Here is a 25,589-nt window from a genome sequence, read left to right as displayed (position 1 = left end):
AAAAATCCTGCCAAAGTCTTCTCACGAAAGGAAATCAATGTTTTCTGAAGTAAATAGCTGTATTTCGTGTTGAATCGCGCTCATCGTGCAATTAAAGTGTCTGTTTAAGTATACGGTGATTTTTTTTGTGATAACGATCATCCTTTTTTGTTGCCCTTGTAAGTAACTCTGAGTTACCCTTTTCCGTTTAATTCTTCAGTTGTTTTCTGAAAAGGGGTTAAATGATACGATTAAAACCGTCTGCGAGCCTACGCGAAGCTGAGGTTCAAAAGGGGCTTAAACTGGTAGTTGCAGAAGGGCTTGCAACAGAATCGATGGTTGCCTTCACGGGCGGTGCATTCCTGGTGGCGATGGCCCTGCATATGGGCGCCAGTAATTTTCAGCTTGGGATACTCGCCGCTTTGCCAACCTTCAGCAGTATTTTTCAACTGGTGTCTATCTGGTTAGTCCAGAAGTTTGCCAGTCGCCGGGTAATAGCTGTTGTGAGTAATCTTTTTGCCCGCTTTCCTTTAGTGGTTATTGGCTTGCTGCCGCTTCTCTTTACAGGCGGGACAAGTGTAAAGGTTCTGATATTCCTGCTTTTCTTTCACTACTATCTCGGTTCTATCGCCGGTGCGAGCTGGAATTCGTGGATGAAGGATTTGATTCCGTCGAAACAACTGGGTACGTATTTTTCCCATAGAAGCAGGCTGACCCAGTCGCTAAGTGTGATCTTAAGTTTGCTCATCGCTCTTTCCCTGGATTATATAAAACTGCATTATCCGCAGTATGAAATGATTGCTTATTCGGTAATGTTTCTGATTGGCGGTTGTTTCGGAATGCTAAGTGTGTATTTGCTGGCAAAAACGCCGGAGCCTGCATCTCTCCTTATAAACGAGAATATTGCAAAGCTGCTTAAAAGACCACTAAAAGATAAGAACTTCAGGAGCCTTCTTAAATTCAACGGCTTATGGGCTTTTTCACTTAATCTGGCGACTCCGTTTTTTTCGGTCTACATGCTCAAAACAATAGGTTTGCCTCTTTCCTATATCATATGTCTCGGTATACTGTGCCAGATAAGCAGTATCTTTTCAATTAAGATGTGGGGAAGATATTCTGATCGCTTCAGCAATAAAACGATCATTAATATTTGCGCGCCGATATACATCCTATGTATAATCTCCTGGGCCTTTGTGAGTATGGCGCCTTCTATGCTGCTGGTACTTTGCTTTCTTGCTGTGATCAATATTGTTACGGGTTTTTCTACGGCCGGAGCGAATCTTGCTATTAGCAATATCAGTATTAAACTGGCGCCGAAAGAGGAGGCGATCGTTTATCTCACGGTTAAAAATATGACGATAGCCCTGTTCTCAGCGATAGCGCCGATGATAGGCGGATTAATGGCCGATTTCTTTTCGTCACATCAACTCACGGGTGGATTCTCCTGGAAGGGTGATGGACATACTTCACTCTTTAATTTTGTGAATTTACAGGGCTGGAACTTCTTCTTTATCATCGGCGGCTTATTTGCTATGTTTTCGCTTAGGTTGCTAGCTGAGGTAAGAGAAAAAGGCGAGGTGGGCAAAGATAAAGTTGTGGTATATATGCATGCCCGTTTCAGAAGAAATATTACGCGCGAAGTTAAAAGGGTAGGGAATTATAGTCCCGCTTTCTCAATCGGACTGATGAAAAAGATGAGGCAATTGTTTCATTGAAATAAAAGCCCTATATTTGTCCGGCAAATAATAAAATTTATTTGCCAATGCAACTTGATCCCGAAAAGTTCGTAGCTGAAGGCCTTACCTACGACGATGTCTTATTAATTCCCGCCTATTCTGAAGTTTTACCACGCGATGTTGATACCAGCACGTATCTCACCAAAAAGATCCGGCTAAATGTTCCTGTTGTTTCCGCTGCCATGGATACGGTTACGGAGGCTGAACTTGCCATTGCTATTGCGCAGGCAGGTGGTATAGGCATTCTTCATAAGAATATGACTATACAGCGCCAGGCAGAAGAAGTGCGCAAGGTAAAGCGATCTGAGAGTGGAATGATTCAGGATCCTATAACCCTTCATGAAGACGCGACTGTGGGCGATGCGTTCAAGATCATGAAGGATTTCAGTATCGGAGGAATTCCGGTTGTAACAAGAGAAAGGATCCTTGTAGGTATTATAACCAACCGCGACCTTCGCTTTCAGAAGGACGCTGCTCTCGCTATCAGTAAAGCGATGACGAAGGAAAACCTTATCACAGCACCTGAAGGAACCACGCTTCTTCAAGCTGAAAGCATTCTTCAGGAGTACAAGATAGAAAAGTTACCGGTAGTTAACGAAGCCGGAGAGCTTGTTGGACTTATCACCTTTAAAGATATTCAGAAGTTTAAAAATTTCCCCCTGGCATGTAAAGATGAGCACGGAAGGTTAAGAGTTGGCGCTGCGGTAGGCGTGGCTGGCGACAACCTTGAAAGGGTGGAAGCACTTGTTAATGCGGGAGTCGATGTGGTGACTGTAGATACAGCCCATGGTCATTCAAAAGGCGTGATTGACATGGTTAAACTTATTAAACAAAACTTTCCGAAGCTACAGGTAATTGCAGGAAATATTGGTACGGCGGAAGCGGCAATAGCTCTTGCTGATGCTGGAGCAGATGCCGTGAAAGTGGGAATAGGCCCTGGTTCTATTTGCACCACCCGGATTATTGCGGGAGTTGGAGTGCCTCAGTTGTATGCTGTATATGAATGCGCTAAGGCGTTACGGGGACGTGGTGTCCCGGTTATTGCGGATGGAGGTATCAAGCAAACCGGCGATATTGTAAAAGCGATTGCAGCAGGTGCAAGTACCATTATGGCTGGTTCTTTATTCGCGGGGGTTGAGGAGTCGCCAGGTGAGACCATCATCTATGAAGGTCGTAAGTTTAAATCTTACCGGGGAATGGGATCTGTTGAAGCCATGCAAAAAGGATCGAAAGACAGGTATTTCCAGGATGAAACTGACGTTGTTACCAAGCTGGTGCCCGAAGGCATCGTAGGTCGCGTTCCATATAAAGGAACACTCTCTGAGGTGATATACCAGTATATCGGAGGACTCAGGGCAGGGATGCACTATTGTGGAGCCGCTACCATCGAAGATTTGCAGAATGCCCGTTTTGTAAGAATAACTGCGGCAGGAATGCGTGAAAGTCATCCTCACGATATTACGATAACTAAAGAGGCTCCTAATTATACCAGCAGCAGATAACGGTAGCTGAAGAATAGAAGAAAAAGCAGGTATGCGTAATTGCATGCCTGCTTTTTTTTTGTCTGGTTTACAGTGGTTTGACCAATTGTTATAAAAAGAATGAAAATTAAATTTGGAAGATATTGTTTAATGTACTTACTTAGTCTATCAAATAAGTAGACTAATATATCGTAATGTGCCTCATAACTCGTTTTTCCCGCCATGTATGCTGTTGAGGCAAGAGTCTTTTCCTTTTGATTTTATTTTTTAACAATATCCAACCAAACTCATGCAATTTAGAATACGCGTAATTACACAACTTTTCGGATGCTTTATCGCTCTGCTGCTGTCCTCCGTTAACGTTTATGCACAAGGGAACAATCTGATCCTTGTGTCTGGTCACATCATAGATAATGATAATAAGCAATCATTGGAAGGAGTAAGTGTCCATGTAAAGGGAACAGTAGGAGGGACAATAACTAATGCACAGGGGGAGTTTAACCTTAAGACCAAGGCTAAATACCCTTTCTCCTTAGTTTTTTCAAGTGTTGGTTTTCAGACGCAGGAATTTCTTGTTACAGGTCCGGAATCCAAGCTTAATATTGCTTTAGTAACCCAAACCATGTTAGGGAAGGAAGTGGTTGTAACAGCATCAAAGGTAGAGGAGAGTATTTTAAGATCTCCGGTAGCCATAGAAAAGCTCGACATCCGGTCCATCAGAGAAAGTCCGGCCCCTGGTTTTTACGATGCCCTGGAGAATATGAAGGGGGTTCAGATGACCACCTCCAGTCTTACGTTTAAGATCCCTAACACCCGGGGGTTTAACATTCCGAGTAATTATAGGTTTATGCAGCTGGTTGACGGCACGGATATGCAGGCTGCTACATTAGGGGTGCCGCTGGGTAATGCAGTGGGCCCTACCGAGCTGGATATAGCAAGTGTGGAGATCACCCCGGGTGCTGCGTCTGCTTTGTACGGTATGAATGCCATTAATGGAATGTCAAACCTCCTCACAAAAAGCCCATTTCTGTATCAAGGCTTGAGTATTTACCAGAAGACCGGGTTTAATCATACAGGCGGTACGGGGAGAGAGTTAAGCAACCTGACGGAAACTTCTATCAGGTATGCAAAGGCATTTAACAATAAATGGGCCTTTAAAATTAATGCCAGTTACCTAAGGGGAACCGACTGGCTTTCGGATACGCGACTGGATCAGAATCCGAATAGCCTGAAGACGGCTAATCCTTCCTTCCCTGAATTGAACGGGAGCAATAATGCAGTATTTGATGGCTGGAACAAGTACGGGGACGACGCGCTTGCGGGAAGCAATACCGTTTCAGTCACTGGCTTAACTATAAACGGTCAAGCGAACCAGACGCTTACAGTTGCCCGTACAGGCTACTGGGAAAAAGATCTTGTCAATCCGACGGTGGATAACCTGAAGTTCGATGCGGCCTTGCATTACAGGCTAAACGATCGCGTTGAGTTGTCGTATAGCTACAGAGTTGGCAAAATGGATGGGGTGTTTCAGAGAGGCAATAAAATTCAGCTGGACAATGTTGTTGTTCAGAACCACAAGCTCGACATAAAGGGAAGTAACTTTCTGATCAGAAGTTATATGTCTATTGAGGATTCGGGCGACTCTTATAACGTAAAGCCTCTTGCCGACAATCTGGATCTTGCCAGCGGGGGTAGCGGCAGCGTATGGAGTGCTAAATTTAAGACCGCCTTAAATGCGTATGCTACTGCTAACGGCGGATCACTCACTTCTGAAAACCTCGCTGCAGCTACGCAGTACGCCAGGCAGGCGGCTGATGCCAGCAGGGTAGAACCGGGGACAAAAGCTTTTGACGACCTTAAAAATATCATCAGGCGCACGAATAACTGGGATATTAAGTCGGCTCAAATTCCGGATGCGCCAGAAACAGGTGGTGCCGCCCTTGTTCAGAACAGTCGTTTATATCATACAGAAGCACAATGGGACTTGTCGGAAAAGACTAAGGTTTTTGATCTGTTGATAGGCGGCGATGCCCGAGTTTATGAGATCATTCCCGATGGAAATAGTTTTGTAGACTTTGATCGCCCAATCGAAGAGCGGAATAAACAAAAGGAAGACGGCAGTTATGGAGATAACGTTTACTATAAGAAGTTTGGTGCTTTTACGCAGGTGACGAAGACCCTATTCGATGACAAGTTAAAGCTGTTTGGTTCTGTTCGTTTTGACTATAATCCAGAGTTTGACCCTAAATTCACTCCAAGACTGGCGGCGGTTTACACATTAAAAGAAAACCATAACTTTCGCTTTACATTCCAGGAAGGATACCGGTTTCCAGCATTGTTTGAGGCGCTTTCGTACGTGAATAACGGGCGGGTGAAACGCGTCGGCAGTCTGTCGTATATAAATGAAGGTCTGGGTTATCTTGACAATAGTTATACTCAGACGTCTGTTGTTAATTTTAATGCAGCTGTTAAGGCAGCCGGGAACACAGATGCGGCCGCTCTGGCGAACCGTGCATTGCTGCAGGTGGCAAATCTTCCTAAGGCGCGGCCTGAGCGTATCGTTTCATTTGAAGCAGGGTATAAGAGCATTTTATTAAATAATAAGCTCGTGCTTGACATCGATGCCTATATGAATGAATACGATGGGTTTTTAGGGCAGGTGCAGGTATTTGTTCCGAAGGGCGAAACTGTGGGCTCTGACGCTGCCGTTATTGCTATGATCGACAGAAATCGCGATGCCACTACAGCCAGTGGAGCAAACGCGGCAAGCAAAGGGCAGGATCGGTACAGGGTTTACACCAATGCAAAAAATACCTATCATAACTACGGCTCTGCATTTTCGACCACTTATAATTTTTATAAGAAATACACGGTCGCCGGAAATGTAAGCTTCAATAAAATGAAGGCTAACGAGACTTCTGATATTTTCGTAACCGGTTTCAACACTCCTGAATGGTCGGCGAATGTTTCTTTTGGAAACCGCGAGATTGTCAAAAATTTAGGTTTCAGCATTGTGTACAGATGGCAGCAGTCGTTTTTGTGGGAGAGTCCGCTTGTTACCGGAGAAGTAGCTGCAGTGAACACGTTTGACGCTCAGACATCCTTCAGGATTCCAGAAAGCAAAGCTACTATCAAGGTAGGGGCCAGCAACATATTTAACAAAAAATATATACAATATGCCGGAGGCCCTACGCTTGGAGGTTTATATTATGCTGCTATCACTTTCGATGGACTGCTTACAAAATAGGATATAGCTTTTTATTACTTTTGGCGCATGGAACTGAAAAGCATATGCGTGTACTGCGGCGCCAACTTTAATGGTGATCCCAGGCTTAAAGAGGCAGTAGAGAACCTTGCTGCTGTATTTGCCGAACGGAAGATCAGGCTTGTTTATGGCGGCGGAAGCGTCGGAGTCATGGGTCTCCTTGCAGATGCAGTGCTTCAAAAGGGCGGTATAGTAACCGGTGTTATTCCACAATTTCTGATGGATAAGGAGGTTGGGCACAATAGCCTGACGGAAATGATCATCACAGAAAATATGCACCAGAGGAAGAAGAAAATGGCTGATTTATCTGATGCCTTTATTATCCTCCCCGGAGGCTTTGGGACGCTCGAAGAATTTTTTGAAGTCTTAACCTGGCTCCAGCTGGGTTTGCACAATAAAGCTATTGGCGTATTGAATGTTGCCGGCTTTTACGATCATCTGTTTGCACAAATGGATGTAATGGTAGAACAGCGTTTTTTGAAGGCTTCTAACCGCGCGCTGGTATTTAATGAAGGTAATCCTGAAGAGCTTGTGGAGAAAATGACAAAATTTGACACGGTACCGGATGAAGTATGGTTTAAAGACAGAAATCTGACCTGAACTGCTCTTGTAATGGCTGAGTTAAACTCGTAAATTTGCAGACTAAATAATTTTTATGTCCCAGGAAACAGAACATGTACAATGCCTTATCATAGGTTCAGGCCCGGCAGGATATACTGCAGCAATATATGCAGCCCGCGCAGATTTAAAACCGGTTTTATATACAGGAATTGTACCAGGAGGACAACTCACCCAAACTACTGACGTTGAGAATTTTCCGGGCTACCCTGAGGGAATAATGGGTCCGGAAATGATGGAAGACTTCAGGAAGCAGGCAGAGCGTTTTGGTACAGAGATCAGGTTTGGCTACGTTACATCTGTTGACTTTTCAGGGCCACCGCATACCGTGGTGATTGACGAGCATAAAACAATAACTGCCGATACTGTGATCATCGCTACCGGAGCTTCAGCAAAGTGGCTTGGACTGGAGAGTGAACAAAAGTATAATGGCTTTGGTGTTTCGGCCTGTGCTGTATGCGACGGCTTTTTCTTTAAAGGCGAAGAAGTTGCAATAGTCGGTGCCGGTGATACAGCTGCGGAAGAGGCTACTTATCTCGCAAAACTATGCAGCAAGGTTCATATGCTGGTAAGGCGTGACGAGTTCAGAGCTTCAAAAGCCATGCAAAACCGGGTATTGAATACTCATAATATTGAAATTCATTATAATACCGAAACAAAGGAGATCGTTGGAAACGGCCAGAACGTAACGGGTATCCGGGTTTACAATAATAAGACCACAGAGGAATCTGTAATAAACGTAAGCGGATTTTTCGTTGCTATCGGACATAAACCCAATACAGACATTTTTAAGGGATGGCTTGATATGGACGAAACTGGTTACCTGATTACCAAACCCGGTACCGCAATGACTAATATCGAAGGTGTATTTGCCTGTGGCGATGCGCAGGACAAGATTTACAGACAAGCTGTTACAGCTGCAGGGACAGGATGTATGGCAGCACTGGAAGCTGAAAGGTATCTTGCTGAAAAGGAATTTGCTGAAACTGAGTAAAGGGAAGGCCGGTTTAGGGTTTTAGTTTGTTAAAACATTTTTGGCCTTTATTCTGTTTAGTTATCACTTAAATATAAAACTATGGGAAAAGGTGATATTAAATCAAGAAGAGGAAAAATTACAAACAAGTCGTTCGGAAAGAAAAGGCCACATAAGCTTGCTAAACCGTTGGACACTGTTCAGGAAGAAAAAACTTCAAAGTAAAAGTGCCATAAAGGCACTTTTTTCGTTTTATAGATATGGCATCATCTCTTAGAATCCGTACAGCTATCATTCTTATATTTTCTGTATTCACCGTGCTGTTTCTTGTGTTTCTATTCTTTTATGTGAAGCGCGGCTTTCAGCAGACAAGAACCGAGATAAGTGAGGATGTGATGGTTGAAAAAATTACGGATATCGGTAAACTTGAACTGGTGAAGTATACAATGAAAGACGTTCTGGAGAAAAAGGAGCTGAGACTTATTTTACCTGACAAGAGGATCTTATTTGTAGCTGCAGGCGAAGTTACCGGATGTATCGACCTTAGGAAAGTAGGGAAGGAGGATATTGTAAAGTCGTCGGCCGATTCCGTTACTGTTTATCTTCCTCAACCTGAGATTTGTTATGTGAAACTTGATCATAAGCGATCGAAAGTGTATGATGTTTCGGGCGCCTGGTTTCCTGCAGATACTAAAGAGATGGTAGAAGGGATTTACAAACTGGCCGAACAACGGATATTACAAAATGCAAAGGAGATGGATATCTTAGGCAAAACACGGCAAAATGCATTTGTCATCTTTAAACCCATGCTTGAGAATATCTCAGGTAAGAAAGTTGGAATTAAGTTCAAGTGATTGGGTTAGTAGCGTGCCTGCGACTAAATTATCATAGTGATTTTATTTTCTTAAGAACCTTTCGTATTATTGATCCCTCTCAAACCATATGCAGATGAGTAAATTGATCAACTACGTAGCAGTTCTACCTTTTATTCTTTCCGTTGTCGCCTCTTGTACTTCAGTGGAGGAGAAGACCCCGCAAAAGCCGGATGTGAAGGTTGTGCTTCCCGAGCCATTCCATTTTCACAAGGCGATTGAAGTGAAACCAGGACTAACCTTTGATGTGGTAAGCTGGGGAAGAGGATCTGAGCTTGAGAGTGCCTTCCTTATTCTGCGTTCTGATTCGTCTGGAATGAAATATCGTTCGACCTCCGGGGAGCTTGAAGGCAGAATTAATGATGCATGGAACATGGATATGGATTCGGATGGTAATCCGGAGATCTTTATAGAATCAAAGGGGGTAGAGAAGGGCAATTACCTGAACATGTACGTTTATGAGTTTGACGACAACGGTACATCACGTGAACTTCGGTTTCCTGACCTCACATCCTCAACAAAAGAAAATTACCGGGGGAAAGATTCTTTGTACGTAAAGGAGGGTATCCTATATCGTGAGTTTCCATTGTATGACGTAAAGGATACTGCTGGTGTAAAGCCCACCGGAAAAAAGATCCTCGAGTACAGTTTGAGAGGGAACGATTTTTCTGTTAGCACTAAAACTCCCTGATGCAGTTTTACAGAGTATCGGCGTCTGGTGAGTTTTTGGAACTAAACTGTTTTTGTAATCTTTCGAGGTTTTCGATCATTTCATAGAGCCGTTCCTGTTCTCTTCGGATATAAATCCGCATTAACCGCCAGGAGACAACAAACCAGCCAATCGTGAATGCGATGCCTCCTGCTGTTTGCCATAAGGGGGCGATGAAGTATAGCTCTATAAAGTAAAGTGCAAAGGCGATCCCAATGAAAATGCTGTAAATGGAATATTTTCGTGTGTTTAAAACATACCGTTTATGTCTGTAGTCTTTCAGGTATCCGATATACTCCTCCGGCTGCTTTAAAAGGGATTCGCTATTGGAGATGCTGCGGTAATCTTTTATCTGAATAAAAATGTAGTATATACAACAGATTATCAATATCAGAAGGGATAAATGGGTAGTCCACATCATAAACGGATTGCTTATCCATACCCAAACGAACACAATAACTCCTGCAAGCATTCCTGCGGTTTCAAATAACAGCTTATTGCCAAAGGTGTTTTTTGACTTCTTCAGGCTCTTTATAATGTCGTCGCCGCTGATCTTTGGCTCTGATACCTGACCGCTCCATATACCTTTCAGTGCTTCAAAATCTTTCATAACGGTTATATATTTCAGTCAGCTTGTGTTTTATCCTGTGTATTTTAACCCTTAGGTTCCCTTCGGAAATTCCCGCGATATCGGCAATCTCAGCATAGGGTAGCTCATCCAGTACCATAGTAATTATTAAACGTTCATTTTCTTCCAATTGCGATATACATTTATAAAGTAAGGCCACCTGCTCATTTTTTTCAGAGAACTCTTCTTTTTTGTTTTCGATGATGTTATCCGTTAGTTCTTCTTTGGCCTGTCGTTTTTCTACCCGAAGCCAGGAGAGGCAGGTGTTTACAGCTATGCGATATATCCAGGTAGAGATCAGTGCCTGATTCCTGAATTTATCAAGGTTTTGCCAGACCTTCATAAAGGTTTCCTGCATCAGATCATTTGCGGCATCATTGTCGCCTGTATAACCATAACATAAATGGAAAACCCTTTTGGAGTTTGATTTAAAGATTTCTTTAAAAAGAGCTTCCTTAGTTGCCATTGTTGTTTAGATGAGAGTGGGGTATTATTGTTACAACTCGAATTCGCCCGGTTTAAAATCCCTGATCTTATCGTTTGCCATGCGCACAAGCATCTGAAATTCGTCTTTATAATCGCTTTGCAGATCCTCATGGAGCTTCTGGATAAGCTTTTTTGTTTTTTGAAGCTGCCGGATCAAAAGCAGGTATAAGGCTTTTTGCGAAGTGCGTATGCCTGCGTACTTGAGAAGATTAGCGCTATACCACATCAGAAGCTCAGCCTCTGCTCCGGCAGAGCCAATATATTTAACGTGTTTGTTTAATATCCGTAGAATTTTTCGGAGTTCTTTGGCTTTAAGGTATGAGTTAGAAGAGAGATTTTGGAAGGATGGCTGTAAAAATATTTTTACAGAGTTAATATATCCAGCTGAATCAGAGGATTCAAATAACAAATAATGAAGGAATTCTTTATTGTCCTTTTTATATTTAGCGAGTTTAAGGCAGATTTCAACTAGTTCTGCGTTTTCAAGCAATATCAGCTCTTTTTTAATTTCGCTTAATCTTTCGGGCTTCATTTATGAGCAATTTGGCTGGTAAAGCTAATTATTTTACCTTTGCTCGCCATTAAATTGTTTACATGAAGTTAAAACAAGCAGGTTTTACTGCTCTAATTACAGTTACAATAGCAGTTATCCTTCTTTTTCTCAATCATTACAATATATCTACTGTTCCTCCGCTTGTTCTTGTTTTCTCAAGATGGTTGGCAATAGCTGGACTAGTTTTGTTTGGACTGAAAAAAAAGTCGCTTACCGCATGGATATTGATAGCGATGGTAGTGGGCGCCGAAATTGGCCACGACTATCCTGATGTCGCCATGAAGTTGCAGGTTCTGAGCAAGGTTTTTCTGAAAATGATAAAGACTATCGTAGGCCCTTTATTATTTGCAACCCTGGTTTACGGAATCGCCGGTCACGCGGATCTGAAGCAAGTGGGGCGAATGGGTTGGAAGTCGATCTTATATTTTGAGGTAGTAACCACTATCGCGTTGTTCATAGGGCTTGCGGCGATAAATATTTCGCAGGCGGGTGCCGGGATCAAAATCCCCCCTGCTCAGCATGAAGCTCTGCCTGATGTTCCGCCTCAGTCGACAAATGATATCATTCTTCATATCTTTCCGGAAAATATTGCCAAGTCGGTAGCAGATGGACAGATACTTCAGATTGTAGTTTTTAGCATCATATTTGGTATAGGACTGGCTATGGTACGTGAGGACAAACGGCTTCCGATGCTGCACTTTGCAGAGAGTCTTGCCGAAGTGATGTTCAAATTTACCAATATCGTAATGTATTTTGCTCCTATCGGTGTTGGCGCTGCCATTGCTTATACAGTGGGTCATATGGGGCTCGGTATTTTGGTAAACTTGTTTCAGCTGCTGGCTACTCTTTACGTTGCGCTCCTTGTTTTTCTATTTGGAGTGTTGTTGCCAATAGCCCTGATTGTTGGGGTGCCTATCAAGAAATTTATTGCCGCTATCGCTGGTCCTGTTTCTATTGCATTTGCTACGACAAGCTCTGAAGCAGCTCTTCCAAGGGCTATGGAGAATCTTGAAAAGTTAGGGGTTCCCAGAAAGATTGTAGCGTTTGTGATGCCTACTGGTTACAGCTTTAACCTCGATGGTACGACGCTTTACCTGGCACTTGCTTCTATATTTGTGGCGCAGGCTGCTGGAATGAACCTTAGTTTAGGACATCAGCTGTTGATTGTATTTACCCTGATGTTAACCAGTAAAGGCGTTGCCGGCGTACCCCGTGCATCATTAGTAATTCTGCTCGGAACAGCATCTTCCTTTGGAATGCCTACCTGGCCGATATTTATCATTCTCGGGATAGATGAATTGATGGATATGGCCCGTACATCCGTCAACGTAATCGGCAATTGTCTGGCTACTGTTGTCGTAGCAAAATGGGAGAAAGAATTTCACCCCAGTGAGGCGGAACAGAGTTTTGATTAATCGTTTGCGAAAAGTCAATTTACTCACAAACCAGGACGTATTTCACATATTTAGTCATAAATCGTTAATTTAGTCTGATGGGCGACAAAGGGAAAAAAATATTTCTAGCGTTAAGTATAGTAGTGCCGTTTATGATCTATTGCGTCTATTACTATGGCATGATGGTTAAAAACGCACCCTATAAATTTGCAGAATTCGAATCGCTGAACTTCAAATACGGGATAGGAGATAGCCTGATTAATCAGTATGACTCGAAAACCATGCACTATCAGTATTTAAACGACCGGGATTCTTTAGTTAAAAAGCAGGTTAAACTTACAAAAGACGATTTGTTGTATCTCCACAGAAAAGCTGCAGAGCTGGGTTTCTGGGACTTCCCTCAGGATATGACCGGACCTGCTTCTGCAAATGGCGCCAAATCGCCGCGGTATTACCTGGAGTTTAAATACCAAAGGAAAACCAAGAAGGTGGTGTTCGACCTGAACTATAATGGTAATACGAAGTTAAAAGATGCTGTAAGGCAGCTTATAGAAACTGTAAGTAAATCTATTAATACTGCCGAAGCACGAGGATAGTAAGCACTTATGAAGGCATTACTTCTGATCGATCTCCAGAACGACTTCCTTGAAGGTGGATCATTAGCCGTACCTAAGGGTAATGAAGTAATCCCGATTGTTAACCAGATACAGAGCAGGTTCGACCTGATTGTTGCTACCCAGGACTGGCATCCTGCCAATCATAAAAGCTTTGCTTCTAATCATAAAGGGAGAATGGTGTTCGAGAAGATTGATCTGAACGGACTGGAACAGGTACTTTGGCCGGATCACTGTATCCAGGGAACTGTGGGAGCAGAGCTTTCTGATCAACTAGATGCAAGGCCTATTGAAGTGATCTTCAGAAAAGGAGTAGACCCCGATATTGACAGTTATAGCGGATTTTATGATAACGGACACCGGAGGTCTACTGGGATGGCGGGGTATTTAAGAGACAAAGGAGTAACAGCGCTTTATGTTGCCGGGCTTGCTGCCGATTACTGTGTTTATTATTCTGTATTAGACGCTATTGCCGAAGGGTTTGACACGTATTTAATAGAGAACGCAACCCGGGCCATTAGTGATGAGGGTTTTCAGCTGGCTAAAAAGGAGATTATAAAAAGATCAGGAACGATCGTCAGTGTACTATAGCTGATATTTATCCGAACAAAACCTTCGGTACAATTGTAGCGTCTCTATGAAAAACGACATTGTATTCGCAACTATAACCTCCTATTCTATCTGATATGAAAATACTTCTTCCGTTGACTGGAAAAAACTGTTCGGGTGTTTCTGTTTCAGATTTTGATAAATATCCTATCCCCATTCCTCCCTGCAAGTTTGAAGAAAATAAAGATCATCTTGAGCTGTCTTTTGCAGATGCCGAAGAAGCTATTAAGTATGCTTTGCACCTCGGTGATGTCTATGAAAGGATGAAAGGGAACACAGAGCATGACTGTGCCCGAAAGAAGATCAAGGTTATTATTTCGTGTATAAATGAGCAGGCAGATTTCAGCTCATTGAACTTTTGAGCTGTTTACTTTCTTCAGGTACATAAAATTTATAATAGATAAGCCCTGTTGCAGTTAAGGCAATGCCCAGTAAAGAGGGAATGAAGGCCGTTATCAGCGTTACAATCATAAACGTCAGCTGAATCAAGATCACAATGATCAAAGTAATTGGATAGCCAAAAGTCTTATAAGGCCGTGCAATATCCGGATACTTCATTCTCAGCACGAATACCGATGCAAAAGTAAGAACGTTGAATACCGATGAAGTGAACGAAAAATAATCTATAACGGCTTCGTAATTACTTTTTGCCGTTGTTGAGAAAAGAATCAATACGGAAGCCCAGACTGCCTGTGCATAAAGAGAGTAGTTTGGTGTTTTATAGCGGGGATGAACTTTTGAAAGCGGCCTGAAAAAAAGCTGATCTCTTGACATGGCAAACCAGGTGCGGCTTTTAACAAATATTTGTGTATTTACATTGCTGAAGGTATTCACCATGATGGCTATTATTACAAATAAAGCGCCCGCTGAACCTATGGCGATCTGCATGGAATCAACGGCAACTGAGGTCGAAGTACCCATTTTAGCAGGTCCCAATAAATTTATATACGCCGAATTAATAAGCAGATAAAGGAGCATGACGATGCCGATGCCTCCGAAGAGCGATAATGGAAGATTCCTGGAAGGGTTTTTAACCTCCTCTGCGACATAAGTAGCGCCTTCCCATCCGCTATAGGCGAAAAAGCTGTATCGCATAGCTGTGAATATAGCGATCACGGCCGCCCAGCCAGACGGTCCTGCTGTAGCTGCTTCCGAAGAAAAATTGGCCGTATTAATGCCTGAAGAGAAAGCGGTCGCAACAATCAGAACCAGTATGGCGATTTTCGCAAGTCCGAAGATGTTCTGCAGTGTGCCGCTCAGTTTGATACCATATGAATTAAACAAAGTAAGCATGAATACAACGGCGATGGCAATGAGCGCGACTGGATATTTAGCAGGACCTGTGTGGAAAAGGGACACTGCATTTTCGGAAAAGAAGAGGGCTACTGCAGCAATGGCGCCGGTTTCGGAAACAAAAAACATGGCCCAGCCCCGTAAAAAAGTAACAACGGGTGGGAAAGCTGCTTTCAGGAACACGTAGGGGCCGCCTGCTTTGGGCATCATGGCCACCAGCTCGGCATAGCATAAAGCTCCCAGGATAGTGGCAACGCCGCCGAGTACCCATACTCCATAAAACATGCTCACCGAAGCCGTTATGAGCATAATAGGCGCAGGAGTGCGGAATATCCCGGAACCAATAATGCGGTTTATTACGATAGAAAGCGTTTCCGGAAGCCCGAGCTGCCTTTGGAGTTCCGTTTTTTCTTGGAATGGCTGGTTATTGTTTTCCATTGAGGCAACAATATAGCAATATTGTGTTAATTGTAGCCCCGCATCTCCCGGTCATCGCCCGCTCTCTTCAAAAAGACGGTCAGGTACCTGACTGCATATTAACAGCTGCTGACAAGGAAAGGTTGAAGGAGATATTGATGAGACACAGGGATAATATTAGCAATTACGGGCATTGGGGCCGGATCGCCCGGAAACCCCAGGCAGGCTTAAAATCATTTGCTAAAAAAATCAAATGAAATGAAATAATATCAGGCTTTTAACTATTTTTAGCGGCAGAATTAAGGAGTCGGAATGGCTTCTGATAGAGTATTTAGCCGTATATATAAGATGAGATAGCCATGAGCGCTTGCAGAAGTTCACAAGCTGATCATGAAAGCTTCATCGCTTTTAAAAACAATTTATTCAAATGAAGATTTTAAAATTTGGAGGGACATCAGTTGGTAGTCCGGAGCGATTGAAGAAGCTCCTCGATATCATCCGCCCTGAAGAAAAACAGATTGTAGTATTGTCAGCTGTTGCAGGAACGACCAACAGCCTTGTGGAAATTTCAGATGCTTATTTAAACGGCGATAAGCGAAAGGCTAAGCAGTTAACTGATAGTCTTTTTGATAAGTATAAGACTTTTGTTAATGAACTTTTTACCTCAGATGAGGGACGCAATAACGGGAAGGAACTTATTAACTACCATTTTACGCAGATAGGCTCATTCTCTACCGACTTATTTACGCCTGTTGAAGAAAAGATCATTCTGGCCCAGGGCGAGCTTCTATCGACAAGCTTGTTCCATTTTTATCTCACTGAAATCGGGATACGTTCGGTATTACTGCCTGCACTCGATTTTATGAAGATTGATGAAGACAATGAACCTGTAATTGAATATATAGGATCAAGGTTACAGCCTTTGCTTGATGAGCGTGCAGATCAGACGTTATTTATTACACAAGGGTACATTTGCCGTAATTCGTTTGGGGAGATAGACAATCTTCGTCGCGGCGGCAGTGACTATACCGCGTCGTTAATAGGAGCAGCAATAAGGGCAGATGAAGTTCAGATATGGACGGATATTGACGGTATGCATAATAATGATCCACGGATTGTTAAAGGTACTTCTCCTATTGCGCAGCTATCATTTGATGAAGCGGCAGAGCTCGCTTATTTCGGTGCGAAAATTCTTCACCCCCAAAGTGTTTTTCCTGCCCAAAAATATAAAATACCGGTACGCCTGTTAAATACTATGGAGCCTTCGGCACCTGGTACTTTGATTACTAACGAAAGCGAAAAGGGGAAGATAAAATCCATTGCGGCAAAAGATGGTATCACAGCTATTAAAATACATTCGAGCAGAATGTTGTTAGCCTACGGTTTTCTGCGCAAGGTATTTGAGATCTTTGAACGCTATAAAACTCCGATAGATATGATCACTACATCGGAGGTAGCAGTATCGGTTACGCTTGATGACACTACGTATCTGACTGAAATATTGAAAGATCTTCAGGACTTTGGAACAGTGGAGGTTGAGAGTGGTAAGACCATTGTCTGTGTAGTAGGTGATTTTTCTTTTGAATCGCATGGCTTTGCTGCCCGTGTTTTCGATTCACTTAAACATATTTCAATAAAAATGATCTCTTATGGAGCCAGCAACTGCAATATTTCTTTGCTGGTGGATTCTGAGAATAAGACAGAAGCTTTAAGAAGCCTGCACGATCGTTTATTTTAGTAAAGTCTTCCCTTTTAAGGGAAGACATTAATTTTTAAGATGTTTTTTCAGGATATAGTAGGCCGTTTTGAGTCTGAACAGACTCCTTTTTACCATTATGATCTCAAGTTGTTAAGCCAGACACTTGAGGCTTGCAAGGGCGCAGCTGATAGTTATGGTTTTCACGTTCATTATGCAATGAAGGCTAATTTTAACCGCCGTGTCCTCGAGCTTATCAGGGACGCCGGGTTTGGAGCTGATTGCGTGAGTGGAAATGAGGTAAACAAAGCAATAGAAATAGGATTCGCTCCGCAGAGGGTTGTATTTGCCGGGGTTGGAAAGTCAGATAAAGAAATATCGGAGGCATTAAGCCACAATATCTTTTGCTTCAATGTTGAGTCAGTTCAGGAACTTGAAGTGATTAACGATTTAGCATTAAAGGCCGGAAAGAAAGCCCGGGTGGCATTGAGGATCAATCCAAACGTCGACGCTCATACACATCACAATATAACCACCGGTCTTGACGAAAATAAGTTCGGCATCAACCAGTGGGAGTTATCGGCCTGTGCCGAACTGCTTACCCGCGCCCAGAACTTGTGGCTGGAAGGAATTCATTTCCATATTGGATCCCAGATAACGGATATGAATGTCTTTAAAAGTCTTTGTATCAAGGTTAACGAGATAAAAACCTGGTTTGAGGAGCGTGGTTTTAACCTGAACGTTTTAAACGTAGGGGGAGGGCTTGGAGTAGACTATTACCAGCCTGACAAAAATCAGGTTGCTGACTTCAAGGCATATTTTGATATTTTTAATCAATTTCTTGAAAGAAAGCCGGGACAGGAGGTTCATTTTGAACTTGGCAGGGCACTGGTAGCACATTGTGGCAGCCTGATCAGCCGGGTGCTGTATGTTAAAAAGGGAATTAAAAAGAACTTTTTGATTCTTGATGCGGGGATGACAGAGCTGATGAGGCCGGCTCTTTATCAGGCTTATCATAAAATTGAAAATATCTCCAGGCCGGATAAAGCCTCCTCTGAGCGGATAAAGTATGATGTTGTTGGACCAATATGTGAATCTACCGATTGCTTCGGAAAAGAAGTTGAGCTACCTGATTCTGAAAGAGGTGATTTAATAGCAATCAGGACGGCTGGGGCTTACGGAGAGGTTATGGCATCAAGGTATAACCTTCGGGATGAAGTGAGAAGTGTTTATTCAGAATAAGCAGCAGTATCGTCGGACAGCTTATTGATAAAGCCAGCTATTTGGTGACTGTCGAGCACATAGTCGACGGCTAAGGCACCAAGAGCCTGCTGAGGCATATATGGGATTTCGGCAGTAACGGGGTTCTGTACTACGGTTATTCCACCCAGGGAACGGATGACTTTTAAGCCTTCAGACCCATCTGCATTGGCTCCGGAAAGAAGGATTCCAACTGCGGCTTTCCCAAATGCATCTGCCGCAGTTTCGAAGGTAACGTCAATTGAAGGCCTTGAATAGTGTATCTTTTCGCTGTAGTCGATTGATAAAGTATGATTCGCTTCTACGAGTAAGTGATAATCGGCGGGAGCTATATAGATGATCCCTGGTTTTAATTCCTCTTTTTCCTCCGCCTCTTTTACGATGAGGGCAGTTTTGCCAGCAAAAAGATCAGTCAATGCAGAATCAAAAGAGATTTTTCTGTGAAGAACGATTATCAAAGGAAAACGGAGACCGCCGTTTAGAAAAGGCAGCATCTGCAGGACAACATCGAGGCTGCCTGCAGATCCTCCTATGACCACCAGACCTACAGAACGTCCTATGCTATTTTTCTCCATATTTTTTCTTTATCTATCTGTTTAAACCTCTGTGATATGTTCGAAAAACGTAAAGTTTCTTTCGATCCCAGTGCGAGATATCCTAGATTTTCGAGACTGTTTTCAAAAAGATCAAATACCCGTGACTGCAGATCCTTATCGAAGTAGATCAGAACATTGCGGCACAAGATCAATTGAAATTCGTTGAAGGAATGGTCGGAAACCAGGTTATGACTAGAAAAGATCATTTTTTTGCTCAGGCTTTCATCTAATTTAACCTTGTCGTAACTTGCTGTGTAGTAACTTGAAAAATCCTTCTTTCCGCCTGATAGAATATAGTTTTCCGAGTATTGTTTCATCTGGCTCAGCGGGAATATTCCCTTTCTTGCTTTTTCAAGTACCTCTGCGTTGATATCGGTAGCATACAGAAGGGACTTATGCAGAAGATTAGCCTCTTTGAGCAGAATTGCCATGGAATAAACCTCTTCTCCGGTGGAACATCCGGCGTGCCAGATCCTGATGAAGGGGTATGTGCCGAGCACCGGAAGGATATGTTCACGCAAGGCTCTGTAAAACAAAGGATCTCTGAACATTTCAGTGACGGTAACGGTGATTTGTTCCACGAAGCGTTTTAAATAATCAGGGTCGAATCGTAGTCGGTACCTGAATTCAGCAAAGCTTAAAAAACGATCAATAGTGAACAAGCGATTTATTCTGCGTTTGATAGAAGCTTTTGAATAGTCGGTAAAATCGTATCCATAAACTTCACACAGATCATTTAGTAAGATCTCAATATCACTATCCTGCAGAACACCTTGCTCCATTCAATTTTTATAATACTGCTTTAACAGACTTACAAGTACGTCGACATCAATCGGTTTTGCTATATAAGCATCGACACCAGCATCTATACACTTCTCCCTATCGCCAACCATAGCCTGGGCCGTTACAGCTATCACCGGCGTGTTTGCTATGGTTTGTTCTTTCCTGATATGAGCAACAGCCTCATATCCATCCATCTCGGGCATCATCATATCCATAAGAACTATGCCAATATCCTTTCTTGAGCGAAGAATTTCCAGACCTTCTGATGCACTGGCAGCGGTAAGGCAGGGATATTTTCTTGCTTTCAGCACTGCAACAAGAGCAAAAATATTGCGGGGCTCATCGTCGATGATCAATACGTATTTATTCATATCCTTCATGCTTTACATGTACTTATCATAGAGCCATACTCTTAATAGAGAAATAAGCTGGTCAATATCTACGGGCTTCGAAATATAGTCGGATGCTCCAGCCCGGATGCATTTCTCACGGTCACCGATCATCGCCTTTGCTGTTACTGCAAGAATCGGAAGTTTTTTAAAGCGGGGGTTCATCCTGATACGTGTGGTACTTTCATAACCGTCCATTTCAGGCATCATCATGTCCATCAAAACGACATCCGTTTGCGGATTTTCTTCAAGCACCCTAAGTGCTTCCTTGCCATCGGTCGCTGAAATAACCTTCATCTTAAGCTGTTCCAGCGCTTTGGTGAGAGAAAAGATATTTCTAACGTCGTCGTCGGCTATTAATACGGTTTTGTCTTTTAAAACTTCATTAAGTACAGGGTTTTTTCTTTTGTAGTCTTCTTTCGCAGGACTTTGTTTTTCTTCAACGAGGTGCAGAAATAAAGCTACTTCATCAAGGATACGCTGGTAGGAGTGGGCCGTTTTCATTACGATGCTGTCTGCATACTGTTTTATGCGGCTCTCTTCAGCTTTTGAAAGGTTTTTGCCAGTAAAAATGATGATCGGAAGATTCTCAAGTCCCGGGTTTTTCTTAACTGTTTCCAAGGTTTCATAGGCTGATAAATCGGGAATTCCCATATCAAGGATCACGCAGTTTATCTCTTCTTTTTTAAGCGCGTCTACACCTTCGGCAACAGATCCCTTTATTTCTGAATTTACGTTCGACGATTCCAGAAAATACGCCAGCGCCTGGGCATGCTTAGGATTCTCTTCGATAATGAGAACTTTTTTGGGATGGCGGTTTAATGCATCTTCTATCTTGATGAACATCTTTTTCATTTGTTCTATCGCAACAGGTTTATTGATGAAATCGACGGCCCCCTTTACAAGGCTCTCTTTTTTTACCTCCATAGACGACATAATATGTACCGGAATATGCCGGGTTAAAGGGTCGGCCTTTAGCTCTTCCATTACTTCCCATCCGTCTTTAACCGGTAACTGGATGTCGAGTAAAATAGCGAGAGGTTTATACTGCCTGGCCATTTCAATGCCAAGATCGCCCCGTACAGCTACCAGTCCTTTATAGTTGTTTTTATGGGTATATTCCAGTAAGGCTTTAGCAAAGTTCGTATCATCCTCCACGATGAGGATAACCTTGTCGTCGTCCTTTACATTTTCCCTGTCATCTTCTACTTCATGAGGTATCAGCGGTACTACATACTTCTTCTTTTCGGGAATTTCGAGTGTGCTCTCCACCGGAAGCTGTGCTGTGATTTCCTTTTCAGAAAATCCCAGTTCTTTTTGTTCAGCAAGTTCGGGGGCAACCGGAATCGTAACAATAAATTCACTTCCTTTATCAAGCTCGCTGCGCAACTGGATGTCGCCGCCGAGAAGTTTAGCCAGCTCGCGGCTGATAGAAAGTCCGAGGCCTGTGCCTCCATACTTTCTCCTCGTAGAGCCGTCTGCCTGCTGAAAGGCTTCAAACACATGCTCTTGTTTTTCTGCAGGAATCCCTATCCCGGTATCCTTTACGGAGAACTGAATATAGTTTTCTCTATCAGACGCAGCGACTAACAGGCTAACGTTGCCTCTTGCTGTGAACTTAAGCGCGTTAGACAGCAGATTCTTTAATATTTGTTCCAGTCGCATTTTGTCGATGCGAATAGTGTCAGGAACATCTTTACTCAATTCTGTCTTGAATTCAAGATTCTTTTCGCGAGCAATAGGTGCAAATAAGGGTTTCAGGTCGGCTATGATGCCCCTTACAGGAGTATCGGCATACTCCAGGTCCATTTTACCTGCTTCTATCTTTGACAGATCAAGAATTTCGTCTATTAGCGTGAGAAGTCCGTTGCCGGAACTTTGAATTACACGGGCGTACTCAATCTGTTCGTCGTTCAAGTTGCTGTCGTTATTCTCCGTTAAAAGCCTGGACAGAAGCAGTATGGAATTAAGGGGAGTGCGCAGCTCATGAGACATGTTAGCCAGGAACTCCGACTTATACCGGGTGCTTAATTCGAGCTCTTCAGCTTTTTTCTGGATGTCGAGATTTCTTTCGACTATAAGCTGATTCTTTTCTTCCAGTATTTTGCTGCGTTCTTCCAGTTCCTTGTTTGCCTGCAGCAATTCTTCCTGTTGTACCTTCAGCTCTTCTTCCGAAGCCTGTAGTTTTTGAGCCTGTGCTTCAAGTTCAGTGTTCAGGTTCTCCAGTTCGCTGTGCTGTGTTTGCAATTCTTCAGATTGGGCCTGTGTTTCCTCCAGTAATTCCTGCAAACGCCGTCGATTCTGTGCCGTGTTGATTGCAATTCCGGTATTATGTGAAATGCTTTTAAAATACTCGAGGCTCAGGTCGCTAAACTTTTCTATAGAACCCAGTTCGATCACCCCTTTAAGATTGTTTTCAAATAAAACGGGTATGGCAATAATGTTCCTCGGTTTAATTTCGCCTGCAGAAAGGCTGATAAAAAGGTGTTCTTCTTCTACTTTTTGGAGTAGAATGTGCTCCTTACTTAAAGCGCATTGCCCCACTAAACCTTCTCCTACTTGCACTACCATTCGTTTTTTGTCGGGTGGCAGGGCATAACTACTGCTTAATAATAGGTTTTTTTCGTCCTGGAGCAGATAAAAGGCGCCTATCTGGCTTCCCGTATATTTTATGATAAAGTTTAATGTATTACTGGTAAGCGGCTCCACGTCGGTTGCATTAATCATTTTGTCGTTTAATCCCGCAATACCAGCCTGTAGCCATTCTTTATCGGAAAGAAGGTTGAATGAGTAATCCAGCGATTCGGCCATCTTATTCAGAGACAGGGCCAGACTACCCAGATTGTCTTTTTCCGTTTCATCAATAACACGTGTCTTATAATCCCCTGCCGATATTTTATCAGCTATACCCTCGATGATGTTAATCCGACGGCTTATATCCCTGTCTTTTTCCTGTAATTCATTATATAGTTCAGCCCTTTGGTCAAAATCTTTCCGGGCTCTTAAGTAAGAATATATGGTGATAATAAAAGAGAGGATTGCTGCCAGAATTATTAAGATGGGAGTATAGCTTGCAAAAAGATTCATCTTCTCAGTTCTTGTTACGAGAAATCGTTGTTCAATTTCTGCCATCCTCTTAATTATCCGCCTTGCATCATCCATATAATTTTTTCCTTCAAGCAGATCGTTTGTTGAGACCGTTCTGTTATTCCGCTTTTCCTGAAGCAATTGATCGAGCCGTTTGAGTCGTTTCTCAACGATGTTCTGAAGTTCATCAGCGTTTTTTTGCTGGATGGGATTGTCACGGGTCATCTCCCGGACGGCATTGATTGAGCTGATGGCACGGTCGTACGCGCCTTTGTAAGGGTCGAGGAACTGGTCAATCCCTGTTAATAAATAACCCCGCTGGCCCGTTTCTGCGTCTTTAAGCACTGAAATAGTATTTTCAAGCTCAAGCGTCAGCTGGTTGGTGTGATTCACCATTGACGAACTTGTCAATAGGTTCCGGATGCTGAAATAAGAAGCTGCAGAACTTAAAAGTAACAGAATAAGTGATAAACCATATCCTATGCGGAGGTTTCTGGTAATTGTGGTTTTCATACTGGACGGTAAATTTTATATGAATATCTTAAACGGCTTTATGAATATTATTCCGGATTTTTATAAACAGGGACAGTGAAATAAAAGACAGATCCCTTTCCTTCCTCACTCTCCACTCCAAAAAATCCATTATGCCGTTTAATGATTTCAGCACAAATATATAATCCAATTCCCAATCCCTGAAACCGGTGAGATGTTTCTTCAACCCTGTAAAATTTCTTAAAAATGTTGTCGAGCTTCTCAGCGGAGATACCTACTCCAAAGTCTTTGACGCTTACACGAAGCTGCCCATCGTTTGTAATGTGGCTTTCGATATAGACATCTTTATTCTCTGGGGAATATTTGATTGCGTTTGTAAGGTAGTTTATGATTACCTGTTCAATGCGGATGTCGTCGCCATAGATCTGTACGTTGGCAGATCCTCTCCTGATGATATTGAAATCTTTGTTAGTTTGTCTTATAATATCTACTGTATTTTCAATCACCGGTTCAAAGTCGAAAACTTTTTTGTTGAATTTCAGTTTGCCGCTTTCAATCTTGGAAATATCGAGAAGATCGGCAATCAGACTATGAAGCTTGTCAATTTGGAACAGAGTTCGTTCAAGGTATTTTCCGGTTTCGCCCGACCCCGGCGACTGCGCGTCAAATGAGCGTTCCAACAGCTGCATGTACGCCTTGATACTGGTGAGAGGTGTTTTTAGTTCGTGACTGGCAATGCTTAGAAACTCGTCCTTTCTTTTTTCAGCTTGTTTCTGTTCTTCTATATCGGTAAAAGTACCTACCCATTTTACTATTTCTGTCCCTTCCATTACCGGCATTACCCGAAGCAGGTGGCAGCGATAAACATCCTCATTTAATTTCTTGATGCGGATCTCCATTTCGAGAGGAGTTTTGTTGGCAATAGTCTTATTCCATTGCGTGCTAATGTTTGCATCATCGGGATGGGTTTCAGGAAAGGTTTCTTCAGAATCTGAATAATTAAACCAATGCTGGTTTACGAATTCTATTTTACCGTTGCTTTGAGCTGTGAAAGCTATTTGAGGAATACTTTCAAGTATAGAACGTAATTCCTGTACCCGTTCCCGAAGTTCTGACTGTGCATGTTTCCTGAATTCAATTTCTGCCCTGAGCGCCAGCTGAATTTCGTTTAGCTCTCTGGTTTGCTCATATAATTTATGAAGCGTTTTAACTTTCAGGATCAGAATGTCGGGATCTACCGGCTTCGTAATATAATCAATCCCGCCGGAAGCATATCCTTTGGTAATAAACCTTTTGTCGGTGTTCACCGCGGAAAGGAAAATAATAGGAATGTCTTTTGATTTGCTGTAGCCAGTGATATTTTCGGCTACTTCAAAACCATCCATCCCTGGCATTTGAACGTCCAGTATGATTAATGCGTAAGAGTTTTTTAATATCTTTTTCAGGGCTTCTTCGCCTGACAGAGCAGAATCCACCTCAAAATTATTTATCTCTAATATCCTTCTTAATGAAAAAATGTTTTCTGGTTTATCATCAACAATTAAAATCATTGCGGCCAAGTAAGTTCAGTTTTGTCAAATATAGCTCTAAATATGCAAGCTATAAACATAACGAATGGTTTCGATAAATCGACATACGGCCGGTGACAAGTTAGAAATG

At 42.7% G+C, this 25,589-nt stretch carries 23 protein-coding genes; 14 read left to right on the top strand and 9 right to left on the bottom strand.

The genetic code is table 11. The annotated features are described in order from the left end of the window. Window positions 1–221: 221 nt before the first annotated feature. The 8 genes from BDE36_RS15695 to BDE36_RS15660 all read left to right on the top strand — a co-directional run bounded on the left by BDE36_RS15695 (window position 222) and on the right by BDE36_RS15660 (window position 9,615). Window positions 222–1,694, top strand: a complete 1,473-nt coding sequence (locus BDE36_RS15695; RefSeq protein ID WP_141815623.1) for an MFS transporter — start codon at window positions 222–224, stop codon at window positions 1,692–1,694. Window positions 1,695–1,741: 47 nt separating this feature from the next. Beyond that, complete coding sequence (gene guaB, locus BDE36_RS15690) at window positions 1,742–3,217, top strand: IMP dehydrogenase (protein WP_128767760.1); 1,476 nt, start codon at window positions 1,742–1,744, stop codon at window positions 3,215–3,217. A gap of 268 nt (window positions 3,218–3,485) precedes the next feature. After that, window positions 3,486–6,443, top strand: a complete 2,958-nt coding sequence (locus tag BDE36_RS15685) for a TonB-dependent receptor (protein ID WP_141815622.1) — start codon at window positions 3,486–3,488, stop codon at window positions 6,441–6,443. A gap of 27 nt (window positions 6,444–6,470) precedes the next feature. Beyond that, a complete protein-coding gene (locus BDE36_RS15680) occupies window positions 6,471–7,061 on the top strand; it encodes an LOG family protein (RefSeq protein WP_128767758.1) in 591 nt (196 codons plus the stop codon). A gap of 55 nt (window positions 7,062–7,116) precedes the next feature. Then, a complete protein-coding gene (gene trxB / locus BDE36_RS15675) occupies window positions 7,117–8,073 on the top strand; it encodes a thioredoxin-disulfide reductase (RefSeq protein ID WP_128767757.1) in 957 nt (318 codons plus the stop codon). A gap of 81 nt (window positions 8,074–8,154) precedes the next feature. Beyond that, window positions 8,155–8,277 (top strand): 30S ribosomal protein THX, encoded by a 123-nt coding sequence (locus BDE36_RS24360; protein ID WP_128767756.1) that lies wholly within the window; start codon window positions 8,155–8,157, stop codon window positions 8,275–8,277. A gap of 35 nt (window positions 8,278–8,312) precedes the next feature. Then, window positions 8,313–8,906, top strand: a complete 594-nt coding sequence (locus BDE36_RS15665) for a DUF4230 domain-containing protein (RefSeq protein WP_128767755.1) — start codon at window positions 8,313–8,315, stop codon at window positions 8,904–8,906. Window positions 8,907–9,000: 94 nt separating this feature from the next. Continuing rightward, window positions 9,001–9,615 carry a hypothetical protein gene (locus BDE36_RS15660; protein WP_128767754.1) on the top strand — a complete coding sequence of 205 codons (615 nt, stop codon included), beginning with the start codon at window positions 9,001–9,003 and terminating at the stop codon, window positions 9,613–9,615. 7 nt (window positions 9,616–9,622) lie between these two features. Here BDE36_RS15660 and BDE36_RS15655 read toward each other — a convergent pair whose 3' ends face one another. Genes BDE36_RS15655 through BDE36_RS15645 form a run of 3 tightly spaced genes read right to left on the bottom strand, consistent with a single transcriptional unit; the run spans window position 9,623 to window position 11,279 of the window. Beyond that, entirely contained in the window at window positions 9,623–10,243 is a 621-nt protein-coding gene (locus BDE36_RS15655; protein ID WP_141815621.1) for a hypothetical protein, read from the bottom strand. Next, window positions 10,230–10,727 carry an RNA polymerase sigma factor gene (locus BDE36_RS15650; RefSeq protein WP_128767752.1) on the bottom strand — a complete coding sequence of 166 codons (498 nt, stop codon included), beginning with the start codon at window positions 10,725–10,727 and terminating at the stop codon, window positions 10,230–10,232. The genes BDE36_RS15655 and BDE36_RS15650 overlap by 14 nt, the downstream gene beginning before the upstream one ends. A gap of 30 nt (window positions 10,728–10,757) precedes the next feature. Next, the gene (locus BDE36_RS15645) at window positions 10,758–11,279 is read right to left on the bottom strand and encodes a hypothetical protein (RefSeq protein WP_202616805.1); all 522 of its coding nucleotides are present in this window, start codon (window positions 11,277–11,279) and stop codon (window positions 10,758–10,760) included. Between the two features lie 62 nt (window positions 11,280–11,341). Here BDE36_RS15645 and BDE36_RS15640 point away from each other — a divergent pair, with 62 nt between their 5' ends. The 4 genes from BDE36_RS15640 (at window position 11,342) to BDE36_RS15625 (ending at window position 14,279) form a co-directional block, all read left to right on the top strand. Further along, on the top strand, window positions 11,342–12,715 hold the full coding sequence (locus tag BDE36_RS15640) for a dicarboxylate/amino acid:cation symporter (protein ID WP_141815620.1): 1,374 nt from the start codon (window positions 11,342–11,344) through the stop codon (window positions 12,713–12,715). Window positions 12,716–12,792: 77 nt separating this feature from the next. After that, complete coding sequence (locus tag BDE36_RS15635) at window positions 12,793–13,290, top strand: hypothetical protein (RefSeq protein WP_202618137.1); 498 nt, start codon at window positions 12,793–12,795, stop codon at window positions 13,288–13,290. 9 nt (window positions 13,291–13,299) lie between these two features. Next, the gene (pncA, locus tag BDE36_RS15630; RefSeq protein WP_141815619.1) at window positions 13,300–13,899 is read left to right on the top strand and encodes a bifunctional nicotinamidase/pyrazinamidase; all 600 of its coding nucleotides are present in this window, start codon (window positions 13,300–13,302) and stop codon (window positions 13,897–13,899) included. Between the two features lie 95 nt (window positions 13,900–13,994). Continuing rightward, entirely contained in the window at window positions 13,995–14,279 is a 285-nt protein-coding gene (locus tag BDE36_RS15625) for a hypothetical protein (RefSeq protein ID WP_128767749.1), read from the top strand. Here the strand turns inward: BDE36_RS15625 and BDE36_RS15620 are convergent. Beyond that, on the bottom strand, window positions 14,260–15,648 hold the full coding sequence (locus BDE36_RS15620) for an APC family permease (RefSeq protein ID WP_141815618.1): 1,389 nt from the start codon (window positions 15,646–15,648) through the stop codon (window positions 14,260–14,262). The two genes, BDE36_RS15625 and BDE36_RS15620, sit on opposite strands and share 20 nt — an antisense overlap. 406 nt (window positions 15,649–16,054) lie before the next feature. On the opposite strand from BDE36_RS15620, the gene BDE36_RS15615 reads away from it, so the two are divergent. Continuing rightward, the gene (locus BDE36_RS15615; protein ID WP_128767746.1) at window positions 16,055–17,365 is read left to right on the top strand and encodes an aspartate kinase; all 1,311 of its coding nucleotides are present in this window, start codon (window positions 16,055–16,057) and stop codon (window positions 17,363–17,365) included. Between the two features lie 39 nt (window positions 17,366–17,404). Beyond that, entirely contained in the window at window positions 17,405–18,565 is a 1,161-nt protein-coding gene (lysA, locus tag BDE36_RS15610) for a diaminopimelate decarboxylase (protein WP_141815617.1), read from the top strand. Here the strand turns inward: lysA and BDE36_RS15605 are convergent. From BDE36_RS15605 to BDE36_RS15585, 5 genes are read right to left on the bottom strand one after another with little or no spacing between them, the layout of a single operon-like run. After that, window positions 18,553–19,158, bottom strand: coding sequence for a chemotaxis protein CheB (locus BDE36_RS15605; RefSeq protein WP_141815616.1), 606 nt, complete (start codon window positions 19,156–19,158; stop codon window positions 18,553–18,555). The genes lysA and BDE36_RS15605 overlap by 13 nt on opposite strands. Beyond that, window positions 19,140–19,961: a CheR family methyltransferase gene (locus BDE36_RS15600; protein WP_141815615.1), complete on the bottom strand. Its 822-nt coding sequence runs from the start codon at window positions 19,959–19,961 to the stop codon at window positions 19,140–19,142. Before BDE36_RS15600 ends, BDE36_RS15605 begins: the two co-directional genes overlap by 19 nt. Next, a complete protein-coding gene (locus BDE36_RS15595; protein ID WP_317132918.1) occupies window positions 19,962–20,333 on the bottom strand; it encodes a response regulator in 372 nt (123 codons plus the stop codon). It lies immediately after the preceding gene. A gap of 12 nt (window positions 20,334–20,345) precedes the next feature. Beyond that, window positions 20,346–23,951, bottom strand: coding sequence for a response regulator (locus tag BDE36_RS15590; RefSeq protein WP_141815613.1), 3,606 nt, complete (start codon window positions 23,949–23,951; stop codon window positions 20,346–20,348). 47 nt (window positions 23,952–23,998) lie between these two features. Continuing rightward, window positions 23,999–25,480 carry a sensor histidine kinase gene (locus BDE36_RS15585; RefSeq protein ID WP_141815612.1) on the bottom strand — a complete coding sequence of 494 codons (1,482 nt, stop codon included), beginning with the start codon at window positions 25,478–25,480 and terminating at the stop codon, window positions 23,999–24,001. Window positions 25,481–25,589: the final 109 nt, after the last annotated feature.

The organism is Arcticibacter tournemirensis (assembly GCF_006716645.1).
GTDB lineage: Bacteria > Bacteroidota > Bacteroidia > Sphingobacteriales > Sphingobacteriaceae > Arcticibacter > Arcticibacter tournemirensis.
This window is presented reverse-complemented; position numbering and strand designations above follow the sequence as displayed.

Bases quoted from the DNA above. Each gene is read 5' to 3' on its own strand.
- BDE36_RS15650 (WP_128767752.1), bottom strand. From the start codon at position 10,727: ATGGCAACTAAGGAAGCTCTTTTTAAAGAAATCTTTAAATCAAACTCC.
- BDE36_RS15680 (WP_128767758.1), top strand. From the start codon at position 6,471: ATGGAACTGAAAAGCATATGCGTGTACTGCGGCGCCAACTTTAATGGT.
- BDE36_RS15640 (WP_141815620.1), top strand. From the start codon at position 11,342: ATGAAGTTAAAACAAGCAGGTTTTACTGCTCTAATTACAGTTACAATA.
- BDE36_RS15635 (WP_202618137.1), top strand. From the start codon at position 12,793: ATGGGCGACAAAGGGAAAAAAATATTTCTAGCGTTAAGTATAGTAGTG.
- BDE36_RS15585 (WP_141815612.1), bottom strand. From the start codon at position 25,480: ATGATTTTAATTGTTGATGATAAACCAGAAAACATTTTTTCATTAAGA.
- pncA (WP_141815619.1), top strand. From the start codon at position 13,300: ATGAAGGCATTACTTCTGATCGATCTCCAGAACGACTTCCTTGAAGGT.
- BDE36_RS15615 (WP_128767746.1), top strand. From the start codon at position 16,055: ATGAAGATTTTAAAATTTGGAGGGACATCAGTTGGTAGTCCGGAGCGA.
- BDE36_RS15600 (WP_141815615.1), bottom strand. From the start codon at position 19,961: ATGGAGCAAGGTGTTCTGCAGGATAGTGATATTGAGATCTTACTAAAT.
- BDE36_RS15685 (WP_141815622.1), top strand. From the start codon at position 3,486: ATGCAATTTAGAATACGCGTAATTACACAACTTTTCGGATGCTTTATC.
- BDE36_RS15645 (WP_202616805.1), bottom strand. From the start codon at position 11,279: ATGAAGCCCGAAAGATTAAGCGAAATTAAAAAAGAGCTGATATTGCTT.
- lysA (WP_141815617.1), top strand. From the start codon at position 17,405: ATGTTTTTTCAGGATATAGTAGGCCGTTTTGAGTCTGAACAGACTCCT.
- BDE36_RS15695 (WP_141815623.1), top strand. From the start codon at position 222: ATGATACGATTAAAACCGTCTGCGAGCCTACGCGAAGCTGAGGTTCAA.
- BDE36_RS15665 (WP_128767755.1), top strand. From the start codon at position 8,313: ATGGCATCATCTCTTAGAATCCGTACAGCTATCATTCTTATATTTTCT.
- BDE36_RS24360 (WP_128767756.1), top strand. From the start codon at position 8,155: ATGGGAAAAGGTGATATTAAATCAAGAAGAGGAAAAATTACAAACAAG.
- BDE36_RS15625 (WP_128767749.1), top strand. From the start codon at position 13,995: ATGAAAATACTTCTTCCGTTGACTGGAAAAAACTGTTCGGGTGTTTCT.
- trxB (WP_128767757.1), top strand. From the start codon at position 7,117: ATGTCCCAGGAAACAGAACATGTACAATGCCTTATCATAGGTTCAGGC.
- BDE36_RS15590 (WP_141815613.1), bottom strand. From the start codon at position 23,951: ATGAAAACCACAATTACCAGAAACCTCCGCATAGGATATGGTTTATCA.
- BDE36_RS15660 (WP_128767754.1), top strand. From the start codon at position 9,001: ATGAGTAAATTGATCAACTACGTAGCAGTTCTACCTTTTATTCTTTCC.
- BDE36_RS15605 (WP_141815616.1), bottom strand. From the start codon at position 19,158: ATGGAGAAAAATAGCATAGGACGTTCTGTAGGTCTGGTGGTCATAGGA.
- BDE36_RS15655 (WP_141815621.1), bottom strand. From the start codon at position 10,243: ATGAAAGATTTTGAAGCACTGAAAGGTATATGGAGCGGTCAGGTATCA.
- guaB (WP_128767760.1), top strand. From the start codon at position 1,742: ATGCAACTTGATCCCGAAAAGTTCGTAGCTGAAGGCCTTACCTACGAC.
- BDE36_RS15595 (WP_317132918.1), bottom strand. From the start codon at position 20,333: ATGAATAAATACGTATTGATCATCGACGATGAGCCCCGCAATATTTTT.
- BDE36_RS15620 (WP_141815618.1), bottom strand. From the start codon at position 15,648: ATGGAAAACAATAACCAGCCATTCCAAGAAAAAACGGAACTCCAAAGG.